General features: G+C 35.3%; 14 protein-coding genes. 9 read left to right on the top strand and 5 right to left on the bottom strand.

What is annotated here, in order from left to right; all coding sequences use genetic code 11:
- Window positions 1-48 precede the first annotated feature (48 nt).
- Both porZ and gdhA read right to left on the bottom strand, forming a co-directional pair.
- Window positions 49-2337: a type IX secretion system anionic LPS delivery protein PorZ gene (gene porZ, locus ACEN2H_RS02755; protein ID WP_441730181.1), complete on the bottom strand. Its 2289-nt coding sequence runs from the start codon at window positions 2335-2337 to the stop codon at window positions 49-51.
- A gap of 124 nt (window positions 2338-2461) precedes the next feature.
- Window positions 2462-3805, bottom strand: a complete 1344-nt coding sequence (gene gdhA, locus ACEN2H_RS02750; RefSeq protein WP_441730179.1) for an NADP-specific glutamate dehydrogenase — start codon at window positions 3803-3805, stop codon at window positions 2462-2464.
- A 276-nt stretch (window positions 3806-4081) separates the two neighbouring features.
- Between gdhA and ACEN2H_RS02745 the strand changes: the two genes are divergently transcribed.
- The gene (locus ACEN2H_RS02745; protein ID WP_441730177.1) at window positions 4082-4885 is read left to right on the top strand and encodes a THC0290_0291 family protein; all 804 of its coding nucleotides are present in this window, start codon (window positions 4082-4084) and stop codon (window positions 4883-4885) included.
- A gap of 89 nt (window positions 4886-4974) precedes the next feature.
- Here ACEN2H_RS02745 and ACEN2H_RS02740 read toward each other — a convergent pair whose 3' ends face one another.
- Complete coding sequence (locus ACEN2H_RS02740) at window positions 4975-6117, bottom strand: cystathionine gamma-synthase (RefSeq protein ID WP_441730175.1); 1143 nt, start codon at window positions 6115-6117, stop codon at window positions 4975-4977.
- A gap of 102 nt (window positions 6118-6219) precedes the next feature.
- Between ACEN2H_RS02740 and ACEN2H_RS02735 the strand changes: the two genes are divergently transcribed.
- On the top strand, window positions 6220-6963 hold the full coding sequence (locus ACEN2H_RS02735) for a PdaC/SigV domain-containing protein (protein ID WP_441730173.1): 744 nt from the start codon (window positions 6220-6222) through the stop codon (window positions 6961-6963).
- A gap of 7 nt (window positions 6964-6970) precedes the next feature.
- On the opposite strand, the gene ACEN2H_RS02730 is transcribed toward ACEN2H_RS02735, so the two are convergent.
- The gene (locus ACEN2H_RS02730; protein ID WP_441730171.1) at window positions 6971-7426 is read right to left on the bottom strand and encodes a DinB family protein; all 456 of its coding nucleotides are present in this window, start codon (window positions 7424-7426) and stop codon (window positions 6971-6973) included.
- 74 nt (window positions 7427-7500) lie between these two features.
- On the opposite strand from ACEN2H_RS02730, the gene ACEN2H_RS02725 reads away from it, so the two are divergent.
- From ACEN2H_RS02725 to nadD, 5 genes are all read left to right on the top strand, one after another.
- Window positions 7501-7857 carry an arsenate reductase family protein gene (locus tag ACEN2H_RS02725; RefSeq protein WP_441730169.1) on the top strand — a complete coding sequence of 119 codons (357 nt, stop codon included), beginning with the start codon at window positions 7501-7503 and terminating at the stop codon, window positions 7855-7857.
- The gene (locus ACEN2H_RS02720; RefSeq protein ID WP_441730167.1) at window positions 7850-8728 is read left to right on the top strand and encodes a DMT family transporter; all 879 of its coding nucleotides are present in this window, start codon (window positions 7850-7852) and stop codon (window positions 8726-8728) included. Before ACEN2H_RS02725 ends, ACEN2H_RS02720 begins: the two co-directional genes overlap by 8 nt.
- A gap of 194 nt (window positions 8729-8922) precedes the next feature.
- Window positions 8923-9783, top strand: coding sequence for a YicC/YloC family endoribonuclease (locus tag ACEN2H_RS02715; RefSeq protein ID WP_441730165.1), 861 nt, complete (start codon window positions 8923-8925; stop codon window positions 9781-9783).
- A 42-nt stretch (window positions 9784-9825) separates the two neighbouring features.
- On the top strand, window positions 9826-10398 hold the full coding sequence (gene gmk, locus ACEN2H_RS02710; RefSeq protein ID WP_441730163.1) for a guanylate kinase: 573 nt from the start codon (window positions 9826-9828) through the stop codon (window positions 10396-10398).
- An 85-nt stretch (window positions 10399-10483) separates the two neighbouring features.
- Window positions 10484-11065: a nicotinate (nicotinamide) nucleotide adenylyltransferase gene (nadD, locus tag ACEN2H_RS02705; protein ID WP_441730161.1), complete on the top strand. Its 582-nt coding sequence runs from the start codon at window positions 10484-10486 to the stop codon at window positions 11063-11065.
- Here nadD and ACEN2H_RS02700 read toward each other — a convergent pair whose 3' ends face one another.
- Complete coding sequence (locus ACEN2H_RS02700; protein ID WP_441730159.1) at window positions 11066-11962, bottom strand: LysR family transcriptional regulator; 897 nt, start codon at window positions 11960-11962, stop codon at window positions 11066-11068.
- An 86-nt stretch (window positions 11963-12048) separates the two neighbouring features.
- On the opposite strand from ACEN2H_RS02700, the gene ACEN2H_RS02695 reads away from it, so the two are divergent.
- Window positions 12049-12819, top strand: coding sequence for a type 1 glutamine amidotransferase domain-containing protein (locus ACEN2H_RS02695; RefSeq protein ID WP_441730157.1), 771 nt, complete (start codon window positions 12049-12051; stop codon window positions 12817-12819).
- Between the two features lie 2 nt (window positions 12820-12821).
- Complete coding sequence (locus ACEN2H_RS02690; RefSeq protein ID WP_441730155.1) at window positions 12822-13979, top strand: iron-containing alcohol dehydrogenase; 1158 nt, start codon at window positions 12822-12824, stop codon at window positions 13977-13979.
- The last annotated feature ends 207 nt before the right edge of the window (window positions 13980-14186 follow it).

The raw sequence follows: 14186 nt of genomic DNA, 5'->3' as shown, positions 1-14186 counted from the left end.
TTTAAAGATTGAAAAATTTAAGATTGAAAAATTAATTCATTCTTTAAATTACCTTACGATCATCACTTTTTTTACTTTGGTTTCCAGCCCGTCTTGTGCAGAAATAAAAATCATATAGACTCCAGAAGCTACTTTGTATTTCCCAAAAGCATAGGTATCCCATTCTAATGTGCCTCCTTCGGAAGTGGCCTCGTAAACCAAATTACCTTCAATGTCAGTGATTTTTACGTTGGCCCTATCTATCAAACCTGCAATTTTTACGGTGCCTTCATATTCTGGCCGAACCGGATTTGGATATACATAAGCTTTACTTAGATCCTCACTCGCTTCTGTAGCGATTCCTCTAAAAGAAACTAATCCTTTGTCTGTGGCAATAAAAACCTCTCCAGTCGAACTATTTATATCAATATCGTTGATAAAATTACTAGGTAAAGGGGAATTTTTTATCGTAAAATGATACATTGTTTGCTGACCGTTAGGAGAAACCAGAAACAAACCAGAATCTGCTGTACCAATCCACTTATTATTGGCTCCATCAACAACAATGTCAGTAATAAATTGCTCGTATAATAATTCTTGAGCAAGGTTGTCTTCTAATATAATAATCGAATTCGTTGTCAACTGATTTTCGGTTTGAAAATTACTCACATTAAATAACACACGCAGCCCTTTTGTTGTACCAATCCATAGTTGGTTTCTGTTATCTATAGCAACTGCTCTTACGTCTGAAGTAGGCAAGTTTCCTGTATCAGGTCCAAATGTAATTTTCTTGAACGACTTATTACTTTCATTAAAACCAACAACACCATCTCGATTTGTAGCCATCCATTTTGTTCCGTTTTTATCAATCGCCATCCTACCGAAACTATTGTCTTGACTTGCATCTAATACGTTGTCCATCGAATAACTTTGCCACTGTTCATTAGTTCCCAATACCTTTAATCCGTTCTTTACCCTGCTATTTGTGACCCAAAGATTTCCAGACTTATCAAATGCAGCTCCATTTATCCTCACATCAAAATAACCCGGACCAGCGAAGGTTAAAGTTTCCAAGCCACTATTAGTGTGATCATACAAAAATGTAGGTTCGTCGTTTTCTATCTTTAACAACCCAGAAAAGAACGAGCTGGCGTACACGGTGTTTTCTTTATTTGGATTAACAATTATCCTACTTATTGATTTTGCCCCAAGAACTGATTCATAAGGAATATTTAACCAACCTGTTGAAGTAAACTTACTGATGCCATAATTATCTAATGGATAAGGATTATATTCAACTGAATAATCTCCATAAACTGCCCAAACTGCACTAAACGTCGCCTGAAGCGCAAAAATATTATTTCTCGAAGGTCCTGATGGAGTTGTGTTTTCAAAATCCGAAACAGCAACAGCTGTAGTCCTAAATAAGCCATCTTCTTTTGTCCCAATGTATATTACGTCCCCTACAGTTGCGGCACAGCTAAATGCGGGGTTACTTTCTGGGATTTGATTGCTATTTATTTGACGTACCAACTGCATTTGTTTATCGTAGACATAAACTGTACTTGAGCTTGTAATAATCAAGTAAGTGTCATTTGCCCTCATATCGAAAGTCGGTTGACCGAGAGCTAAAAAACTGGTAAAGGAATTTGTATTTGTATTGTATCTATGTATATTTCCTGAACTATTAATCGCCACCAACTCCATGTCAAAAGTTTCTATACTGGACCAAGTCCCAGCTGCAATTTGTTCCCATTGATTAAAGTCATTTAAATTTTGGCTAGACACAGCTGCTCGCAGAATACCATCATTTGTGGCTGCATACATAAATCCGTTATAAACTGCCGTTTGTCTAATACTGATTTCAGCTCCATTATTTCCTATGAAATAAGTATCTCCAAAAAGCATCGTGCTTAAATTGAATTGGACTATTCCAAAATCACAAGAAACATAAACAATGCCCTCATATTCCATGAAATGATTTATTTTTTTCACGTTAGAAGGGAGTTGTTTATTGATAATATCAATCACATTTAACATACTCCCGTCAGCCTCGTTGATAACAATAATCAATCCGTTTTCGTAACCAACAAGTGATTTGTTAAACTTAGAGCTATAATAAAGTGAACTAATGGTTTGACCTGAAAGCCCATCTATAGTATTGGTTGTCTTTATTTGGTTGCTAATTGAATTTATAGAAAATAAGGCGTTTTCTGACGCCGCAAAAATTCCAGCTGCCGATACTGACACATCCTTAATTTCATTGTATGAAAAATAGCCTTGCCAAGACAAATTAGTTTGAGCAAAACTCATTTGAATCATCAATAGAAGCAGCAAACTTAAAAATACTTTTTTCATTACAGGTATGGCTATTGGTTTACAAATATAACACAAACAAAAGCATCCGGTTTTCGTTCTATCCAAAAAAAAAGCCTTCTGTCCGAAACTTCGGCAGAAGGCTTTTTAAGTATTTAAAAAAGATTTATACCACCCCTTGGGCTAGCATAGCATCAGCCACTTTTACGAAACCAGCAATATTTGCCCCTTTCACGTAGTCAACATATCCATTTGAATCAGAACCGTACTTCACACATGAAGAGTGAATATTAAGCATGATTTCCTTTAATTTTTGGTCTACCTCTGCAGAAGTCCAGCTCAATCGCAATGAGTTTTGAGACATTTCTAATCCTGAAGTTGCAACACCACCTGCATTTGATGCTTTTCCTGGAGCAAACAATAATTTTGCTTTCTGGAACACAATAACTGCGTCTGGCATAGTTGGCATATTAGCTCCTTCAGCCACACAAATACATCCGTGTGCCACTAAAGCTTTTGCTTCCTCTTCGTTCAATTCGTTTTGAGTTGCACAAGGCAATGCAATATCACATTTTACTTCCCATGGGCGTTTTCCAGCGATATATTTAGCGTTTGGATATTTCTCAACATACTCGCTAATTCTTCCTCTTAATTCATTTTTAAGCTCCATTACAAAAGCTAACTTTTCAGCATCAATCCCTTCAGCATCGTATATATACCCCGCAGAATCTGACATAGTAACTACTTTACCTCCTAATTGAGTTGCTTTTTCAGTAGAATATTGAGCAACGTTCCCAGATCCAGAAACAACAACTGTTTTACCCGCAAAACTATCCCCTTTTGTTTCTAACATACTTTGAGCGAAGTATACGTTTCCGTAGCCTGTAGCTTCTGGTCTTATTAATGAACCCCCAAAAGAAAGTCCCTTACCCGTTAAAATTCCTGTAAATTCATTTCTCAGTCTTTTATATTGACCAAACATAAATCCTACTTCTCTTCCTCCTACACCAATATCTCCTGCTGGAACATCTGTGTTCGCTCCGATATGTCTGGATAATTCTGTCATGAAACTTTGACAAAAACGCATTACTTCATTATCTGATTTCCCTTTTGGATCAAAATCAGCTCCACCTTTTCCACCACCCATTGGCAATGTAGTTAAGCTGTTTTTAAATGTTTGTTCGAAAGCCAAAAACTTTAAGATACTCAAATTCACAGACGGGTGAAAACGAAGACCTCCTTTGTATGGTCCTATAGCCGAATTCATTTGGATACGAAATCCTCTATTTACCTGAGTTGCCCCTTTATCATCAATCCAAGCTACACGAAAAATAATGATTCGATCCGATTCGACCATTCTTTCCAAAAGCATTTTGTTTTGGTATTTTTTATTTTTTTCGATAAAAGGAATCACTGTTTCAGCAACTTCTAAAACTGCCTGCAAGAATTCCGGTTCGTTTGGGTTTTTTTTAGCAACCTCTTCTATAAAAGTAGTAATACTTTGTGACATGATTATTAGATTATTAACGTTTATGAAAACGTTTTCGTTAGTGGACACAAATATACATTTTATAAAAATCTTTCTAATTAATATTTAATTATATATTGCCGAATTATCTTTTTATTAATCATTCTTTAAAATTTTCGCTTTTGAAGTTGCCAATTACATAAAAACCTTGTCTTTTTCATAAGTAAATTACTGTTTGTTAACTTATTTTCGATTTTAATTTTAACGGGGCAATGATGTTTTTCATATATTTGTCCGTACTCGAAATTTTAACAGGAAATGCACAGATACTTCTCTCTTATTTTATTTGTTTTATTCGCATTTTCAAACAATTCAAATGCTCAATTCGGCTTCTCTCATGAGGTGGGAGTTATTGCTGGCCCTGTAGCTTTTCAATCAGACTACGGTGAGCGTTACAATTTAAACACTAATGCAGGAAATACGGGATTGGGAATAGGAATAATCCACTATATAAACTTCTCCTACGAAGCAGAATGTAACTGTTATACCCCCGAAACCTATTTTAATGATCATTTTAAATTAAGAAGCGAATTATCCTATAATAAAACTGATTTAGAGCACCTTGGAGAATGGGTCGCTCCAGAAAGAACGTCATTAGGTGCTGATCAGTTGAGGGCCATGAAAGGAAGCACAGCGGTAACCAATATAGGAATGCAACTAGAGTACTTTCCTTTTAGCATCCGTGATTTCACATCCAGAATAGGTAGTTTAGGTCCATTCGTTAGTCTGGGAGCTCAATTCAGTTATTATGACGCCAAGGCTTATTCTACATTAGGCCCATTGGGCACCCCCTTAACGACATTCCCAAAATATTTGGTCCCTACTGACAACCGTCCTTATGGGTTTTCGACAGAAGGAGGCTCCGTTTGGTCAGTTGTTTCAAGCGTGGGAACACGATATAAATTAACGCCTTTGCGCGACTTAATGATAGATTTACGTTTCCAATATTTTTTTTCCAACTGGGTGGATGGCTTAAATCCCAACCCTGCGATTTACAAGGAGAATAAAGCAAACGACTGGTTAGTGTGGCTTAATGTAGGTTACATTTATTATCTGCAATAGGTAATTATCGACAATAGAAAAAAACCAATCCCAAACTTAAATTGATTTTTTTATTGGTTACAACCTATCCCAAAACAGAGAAGAATACTTTATTCCAATGCTTTTCTCAAATCTTCTATCAGATCCTCTATATCTTCTATCCCAACACTTAGGCGCACTAAATCATCTGTAATTCCAACTTCTTTTCGTTTGTCCTCCGGTATAGAAGCATGCGTCATCAAAGCTGGGTGATTTGCTAAAGACTCAACACCTCCTAAAGATTCTGCCAAAGTAAACAAGCGAACTTTTTCTAAGAAATCAACAGAATCCTCTTTTTTACCCGATACAAAATTAAAAGAAACCATTCCGCCAAAACCACTCATTTGCTTTTTAGCAATTTCATGAAAAGGATGGCTCACTAATCCGGGATAAAAAACTGTTTTGACTTTTGGGTGATTGCTTAAAAATTCAACCACTTTCTCCCCGTTCTCACAATGCCTTTGCATTCGTAAGTGCAATGTTTTTATTCCTCTTAGAACAAGAAAACAATCCATTGGTCCAAGTGTCGCTCCCGTGGCAAATTGTTGAAAAAGCAATTGCTCTCCCAGTTCAGCCGTTTTAGCAATTAAAGCTCCAGCCACAACATCAGAATGTCCTGAAAGGTATTTTGTAGCTGAATGCATCACTACATCTGCCCCTAAGTCTAATGGATTCTGCAAGTAGGGTGTTGCAAAAGTATTATCCACCGCTAACAGAATATTGTTTGCCTTAGTGATTTTTGCTACAGCTGCAATATCTGCCAATTTCATCAACGGGTTGGTTGGTGTTTCTAACCAAACCATTTTAGTGTTTTCGTTAATTAATGACCGAACATTATCCAAGTTATTCATATCTACAAAATGAAACTTGATCCCCGAATCTTTATATATTCTAGTAAACATACGATAGGTCCCGCCGTACAAATCATCCATAGCAATAATTTCGTCACCTGCTTTAAAAGAACGCAATAAACAATCTGTTGCCGCTAAGCCAGATGAAAAAGCCAAACCTTTTGCACCATTTTCGATACTTGCCAGAGCAGCTTCTAGTGCCGTTCTGGTTGGATTTGCCGACCTACTATAAACATAATCACCAATAGGTTTCCCAGGACTAGTTTGCGCAAAAGTGGAGGTTTGAAAAACTGCTGGCATAACCGCCCCCGTAGTAGGGTCATGATGTTGCCCGCCATGTATCGTTTTAGTATTGAATTTCATATCTTTAATTTTGAGTTTTTAATAGTTTAACAAACTTAGCTTTAAATTTATTCTCAGCAAGAAACAACAACATACCTTTGTACTTAATCAACACTTTTTAAGATGAAAAACATTGTACTGTATTCAATATTACTCTTTACTGTAGCAAGCTGTTCAAAAGAGCTGACTTTTGAAAACCAGTCCTTCGAAAAAAAAACCAGTTTACCATGTACCGAAAACTGCCCCCATATAACCGTTACTATTCCAATTGCGAAAAACCTCCCAATCGTAGCTGATAGCATCAATAAAAAAGTGTTTTCAGTTTTGAAGGAGATTATTTATTTTGGCAAAAAACCATATACCTCGACCGATTATAATGGTCTTATAAATTCATTTATTGGTTCCTATGAGCAGCTTCGGAAAGAATTTCCAGAAGATACTTTTGGTTGGGAAGCAGAAATTGAAGGAACCATTAAATACCAATCTGAAAGCATCCTAAATCTGCAAATTAAGCATTACACTTACACGGGTGGCGCACATGGTTATCAAGGCCTGCGTTCTTTGCTTTTTGATCCTGAGACCGGAAAATCAATCCAAAACAATCAATTATTTAAGGACCAGAATGCTTTTAAGTCTTTCGCAGAAAAAAAATTCAGAAGCAAATATAAAATCCCAGAAAACAAGTCCATAAACGCTACAGGATTTCTATTTGAAGATAATGCGTTTCAATTACCTCTCAACATCTTTTACACAGAAAAAGGGCTACTTTTATATTACAACCCTTATGAAGCGGCGTCCTATGTTGATGGACCTAAAGAATTACTATTGCCTTATAAAGAGGTAAATGATTATTTACTGATTAAGTAATTTAAAACTAAATAAATTTTCTCAAACTCAAAATAGCTCCAATATGGATGCCTTCATGAAAATTATTAAAGAGCATAGCGTCTTTGACACTTTTCAAAACAAATCCTGTCGAAGTTGGGTATTCTTGAAAGTTAACAAAAATATTATTATTCATATCAATCTCCGTTTGATCGATCGTTTCCATAAGTAAATTATGGATTTCATCTACTTCAGCTTGTGTTGCATCTTGTTCCGGTTTTGTTCCTTTTTTATATTTCTCTACAAGCGTATCTGAAATTTTCATTGGAACCCCAGACAATTTATATACCAGCATTTGTTGTACCACAATTATATGAGCAATATTCCAAATCAAATTATTGTTATGTCCTTCAGGAATGGTGTTAAGTTGCCCTAAACTATAGCCTTTTAAAAATTGAGATAACATTTTTCTGCTGGTTCTGGTAACGTCTAAAGAGGTGTTCATTTTTAATTTTTTGATAAAAATAATCATTTTCAGTTTCAAATGATTTTTCTTTGCACCAATAAATTGAAATTATTATGAACAAAATATATTACATCGCTTCTTGTGACACTTGCCGAAAAATCATAAAATCATTACCAAAAGGGAATAATCTGGTTTTTCGTGATATCAAGCAAACCGCTTTGACGGAAGAGGAATTAGATGAAATGTACCAGCTTTCTGGTAGTTACGAAGCGCTGTTCAGTAAAAAAGCACAATTGTACAAATCGATGGATTTAAAGAACAAGTCTTTGACCGAAGCCGATTACAAAAAATACATATTAGAACATTATACTTTTTTGAGCCGTCCCGTTTTCGTCATCGATAATAACGTTTATGTAGGCGGCACACAACAAAACATGCTTCAAGTTATGAAAGCATTGGGAAATGTCTAAAAGGAATGTTGCTCTTTTTGGCGCTACTATTGTTTCTGTAATTTACGGCGTCACTTTTACTATTGCTAAAGACGTAATGCCAGAGTATATAGATGCTTATGGCTTTATATTATTGCGAGTAAGCGGAACCATGTTATTGTTTTGGCTTTCTTGGTTTTTTATGCCAAAAGAAAAAATTGCACTAAAAGATTTTCCGCGAATAATCGCCGCTGCTTTTTTTGGAGTGGCTTTTAACATGCTTACTTTTTTTAAAGGATTAAGCTTAACTTCTCCCATCTCGGCGTCTGTGATCATGGTCACCACACCCATGATTGTACTAGTACTTTCAGCAATTATTATGAAAGAACGCATGCAAAAACGTATGGTTATTGGTATAATTTTAGGGTTAGTAGGGACTGCCTTTCTGATTCTTTACGGCAGATCTATTGGCACTGCCTCTAATGCTAGTTTGGGTAATATTTTAGTTTTTGTTAATGCCGTTTCCTATGGTTTCTATCTGATAACCGTCAAGAAACTAATGGACAAATACAATGCATTTACCTTTGTTAAATGGATCTATCTATTTGGTTTCCTTATGGTTTTACCATTTGGCTGGAGCCAATTTGAAGCGGTAAATTGGGCGATAGTCCCAATGCATATTTATTGGAAAATAGGATTCGTGGTAGTCATTTCGACCTTCATTACCTATCTATTAAATCTGATCACCATGAAAGAACTAAAACCAACAACAGTTGCCGTTTTTATTTATCTTCAGCCATTTTTCGCCACCGTTTTTGCAATCGGATTAGGAAAAGACGACTTAAGTGTGGTAAAAATCATTTCGGCAATTTTGATCTTTGTGGGTGTTTATATGGTTACGCAGAAAAAGTAAAAACAGTGTTCATTTTTTTTAGTACTCAGTTCTATTTTACCTTTTAATTTTCAGTTTACTGTTTTTTACCTCTATTTTAAGAATGAAAAATAAAAATCAGATTACTAAAAGATTTTTTTCAAACCAAATCACTGTACACTAAAAACGGAACACCGAACACTTTTTCTTATCTTTGAACTCTTTTAGAAAATTATATGATACAATCAATGACCGGTTTTGGTAAAGCCTCTTTGCAATTACCAACCAAAAAAATAACAATAGAAGTAAAATCCCTTAACAGTAAAGGACTGGATTTGAACGTAAGAATGCCTTCTCTTTACCGTGAAATGGAATTGGGCTTACGCAACCAGATAGCACTGAAACTTGAAAGAGGAAAAGTAGACTTCTCCATTTTTATCGAAAGCACAGCAGAACAAACTTCAACTAAAGTGAATGCTCCAATCATTAAAGGATACATCAAGCAATTGAAAGAAATCTACGCTGAGGCAGATGAGACTGAATTAATGAAAATGGCGGTAAGAATGCCAGACGCATTAAAAGTGGAACGTGACGAAATTGACGAAAATGACTGGGTCCAAATACAAACAGTTGTCGAAGAAGCCGTTCAGAACATCTTAGCTTTTAGAAAAGACGAGGGAATGTCTCTAGAAAAAGAATTTCAATTGCGCATTGGAAATATCCGTCAATATATGACTGAAGCACTGGCTTTAGACCCAGAACGTGTGCAAGCTATTAAAGACCGTTTACAAACTGCAATTGCAGAACTTAAAGTAAATGTGGATGAAAATCGTTTTGAACAAGAATTAATCTATTACCTGGAAAAACTTGACATTACTGAGGAAAAAGTACGTCTAACCAATCATTTAGATTATTTTTTAGATACTATAAACGGAACAGAAGCCAACGGCAGAAAACTAGGTTTTATTACCCAAGAAATGGGACGTGAAATCAATACTATGGGTTCTAAATCAAATCATGCACAAATGCAAAAGTTAGTCGTTCAAATGAAAGACGAATTGGAAAAAATTAAAGAACAAGTTTTGAATGTATTGTAGCTTTAACTACTAAAAAACATACTGAAATAAATTCAGCGTAAAATGAAAAAAGGAAAGTTAATCGTTTTTTCAGCACCATCTGGTTCTGGGAAAACGACCATCGTTAGGCATTTATTAAGCAAACCGGATTTGAATTTGGAATTTTCTATTTCAGCTGCTACCCGCGAATGTAGGGGGGAAGAAGTCAACGGAAAAGATTACTACTTCATGTCTTTGGAAGAATTTAAAACCCATATCAAAAACGAAGATTTTGTGGAATGGGAAGAAGTCTATCGCGATAATTTCTACGGTACCCTAAAAAGTGAAGTGGAGCGGATCTGGGCAAAAGGCAAAAACGTTATTTTTGATATTGACGTAGCCGGTGGATTACGAATAAAACACAAGTTTCCTGAAGAAACATTAGCCGTTTTTGTTAAACCTCCCAGTATTGACGAGTTGAAGATTCGCTTGAAAAAAAGATCCACAGAAAGTGAGGATAAGATCAATATGCGTATCGCTAAAGCTTCGGTAGAATTAGCTACTGCTCCCCAGTTTGATGTCGTTATCAAAAACTACGACTTAGATATCGCTTTGAAAGAAGCCCATGAATTGGTGAAAGATTTTGTAAATAAATAGAAATTAAAAGATTGAAGATTTGAAAGATTTAACAACAGATGATATTCTTTCAATCCTTAAATTTTAAAATCTTTAAATTAAATCTATGAAAATAGGACTTTATTTTGGTACGTTCAACCCCATGCATGTTGGTCACCTAATTATCGCCAATCATATGGCGGAAAATGCGGACTTAGAACAAGTATGGTTAGTCGTGACACCACACAATCCCCACAAAAAGAAAGAAACCTTACTCGACGATTATCATCGCCTCCAAATGGCACACCTAGCTACCGAGGACTACCCAAAACTCAAGCCTTCTGATATTGAATTCAAATTATCGCAACCTAATTTTACGGTAAATACCTTGGTTCATCTTGAAGAAAAATATCCAGACCATGAATTTTCCCTTATTATGGGAGAAGACAACTTGAAATCCTTACACAAATGGAAAAACTTTGAGGTCCTTTTACAAAATCATGAAATTTATGTTTATCCAAGGCTCTCTGCTGAACAGGAAGATTCAGATTTAAAAAACCACCCGAAAGTTCATTTGATTAACGCTCCAATTGTTGAAATTTCTTCGACTTTTATTCGAAAAAGTATCAAGGAGGGGAAAAATATCCAGCCATTATTACCTTCAAAAGTTTGGGAATACATTGATCATAATAATTTTTACAAAAAGTAATTACTCCAATATATTTTTCAACTCGGACTCAATTTTTTCAAAAGCGGCCTGCATATTGTCGCTTTTACCTGATAAGAGATAAACTTCGGTATTGGGCATTTGATCGCTATTCCACAAAAGTTGCAATCTTTTATCTTGCAAAAAGGATTTGGCGTTACAATTCCAAACAACCGCAACACCATTGTTTTTTGAAAGCACCTCTAGCATTTCGTATTCAGAAGGAATAATATAATTAGGGATTATCGAGGGTCTTTTTTTGTTAAAGGCATACATCCAAAATAATTTAACGTGTGGAATTCCTGAATCATGGCTATACCAAATCTGTTCGTTTAGCCAATTTTCCGTTGCAGCAAAATCATTTTCTTTAATTTTAAATTTTAATCCAAAGGCATCAACAGTATTTGATCCAACTATAATTTGTTTGATATCACCTACTTTTTTTTGAATGGTATCAAAAGTATCATATTTTGCGGTTAGAACTGCAAAATCTAATTTCTTAGCATTAACCAATTCAAAAAGCATTTGATTTTCATGAAAACTAAAATCGATATAATCAAATTTTGAAATAAGCGCTCCGCCTAAACTACTGAACAAATCTTTGGAAATACCTATTGTAATTAATCGGTTAGCGTTAAAAGCCTTGGTACGAAAACCGTTTTCCACATTTTCCAATCGATCTAAGGCCTCTATGATTAGGTTATTTAACAACTTAGCATATTCCGTCGGCTCAACTCCTTTTGACTTTCTATTGAACAATTTATAGCCCACATGTGCCTCCAGCATTGACATTTGCTGACTTACCGCAGGCTGACTGATAAATAATTCTTTGGCTGCCAAAGAAAAGTTACCGTTTTTATATACAGATTTAAAGGTTCTGTACCATTCTAAATTAACCATGATATAAATATATTTATCACAAACATAATTTAAATTATTTTTACTAATAACATATTCGCCGTATATTTGTATAAAGAAAATCAGTAATGAAAAAAATAGCATTGTTTACAGCAATAGCATTAACAGTAAGTTGCCTAAGCGCAACCGCACAACAACAAAATAAAAAAATTATGAAAAAAGTATTATTTGTTCTTACTAGTCATGACAAACTAGGAGATACCGGAGAAAAAACAGGATATTGGACAGAAGAATTTGCAGCTCCATATTACGAATTAGCAGATAATGGTGTTCAAATCGATATTGCAACTCCACTAGGAGGACAACCTCCAATCGATCCGAAAAGTGACGATGCTTCTGCTGCAACTGAAGACACAAAAAGACTAGATAAAGACACCGAAGTATTGGCAAAATTAAAAAACACGCACAAATTATCAGATGTAAATGAAGCTGATTATGATGCTGTTTTTTATCCGGGGGGCCACGGTCCACTTTGGGATCTAGCTACAGATAAAACATCAAGTGCGTTAATTGAAGCTTTTTATTCAAATAATAAACCAGTAGCTTTTGTTTGTCATTCACCGGGAGTACTGAAAAACGTAAAAGTAGATGGAGCGTTTTTAGTGAAAGGTAAAAATGTAACCGGTTTTTCAAATACTGAAGAAGCAGCTGTTGGATTAACTGATGTTGTTCCTTTCTTATTAGAAGACGCTTTGCAAGCAAATGGAGCAAGCTATTCAAAAGTAGAAGACTGGCATCCTTATGCAGTTGAAGATGGATTGTTGATTACCGGTCAAAACCCTGCTTCCTCTAAATTAGTTGCTGAGAAATTATTACATCAATTGAACGCAAAAAAATAATCATGTTAAACTTTGAATTATACAACCCCACGAATCTTGTATTCGGAAAAGGGCAAATAGAAAAGTTAGGAAGCCTTGTACCCAAAGGAGCTAAAATATTATTGGCTTACGGTGGTGGGAGTATATTTAAAAACGGAATACACGAACAAGTAATCAACAACCTTAACGGTCATAAAATTGTAGAATTTAGCGGAATAGAAGCTAATCCTCATTTTGAGACTTTAATGAAAGCTGTAGCGATTGTTAAAGAACAAAAGATTGACTTCATCTTGGCTGTAGGTGGTGGATCTGTAATTGATGGTGTGAAATTTATTTCAGCTGCTGTTAATTTTGAAGGAAACCCCATCGCAATATTACAAAAGCGAATTTTAATCAAGGAAAATGCAGTCCCTTTCGGAACAGTATTAACTTTACCTGCAACTGGAAGCGAAATGAACTCTGGCGCTGTGGTAACAATTGAATCTACTAAAGAAAAATTATCTTTTGGAGGTTCCGCCATTTTTCCAAAATTCTCTATTTGTGACCCTACAGTGATTGAGTCTTTGCCAAAAAGGCAATTACAAAACGGAGTCGTAGACGCCTACACGCATGTGATGGAGCAATATTTAACTTATCCTCATGAAGGCTATTTGCAAGATCGTATTGCTGAAGGAATTTTACAAACCTTACTTGAAGTTGGCCCAAAAGTAGTGGAAGACCCTAAAGATTATGCTTTAGCATCTAATTTTATGTGGAGTTGTACCATGGCGCTGAACGGACTAATCCAAAAAGGTGTTCCTAGTGACTGGGCAACGCACATGATTGGCCACGAACTTACTGCTCTGTATGGAATTGACCACGCGAGAACACTAGCTGTTATTGCACCAAATCTGTACAAAGTTATGTTTGAAACTAAGAAAGCAAAACTAGCACAATACGGTAAACGCATCTTCAACCTAGAAGGAACGGAAGACGAAATTGCTAATGAAGCAATCAACAAAACGGTTGCCTTTTTCCACACAATGGGAATGGAAACTAAACTTTCTGACTATACAAAAGAATATGATCAAACAGCTGATTTCATTGTAAATCGTTTTGACGAAAGAGGATGGAAAGCCTTAGGTGAAAAACAAAATATCACATTAGACAAAGTAAAATCTATTGTGGAAATGAGTTACTAATTCAGAATACTGGAATCATTCAGTGTGAAATAAAAAGGCGTTCTTGAATTTAATTCAGGACGCCTTTTTCATAATACAAAAACAAAACTAACTAACTCAATCCTCATTTTTTATTAAAAACTTAATTTATAATAAGTTAGAACGTTAATAAAATATGTTTATTGTGCGGTATTGTCACATAAAACACTTTAATTTCAATAACTCTGT

The sequence above is a fragment of the Flavobacterium sp. W22_SRS_FP1 genome (assembly GCF_052113685.1).
In the GTDB taxonomy this organism is placed as follows: domain Bacteria; phylum Bacteroidota; class Bacteroidia; order Flavobacteriales; family Flavobacteriaceae; genus Flavobacterium.
Note: the sequence above shows the minus strand (reverse complement) of the source record. Positions and strands in the feature narration are given on the sequence as shown.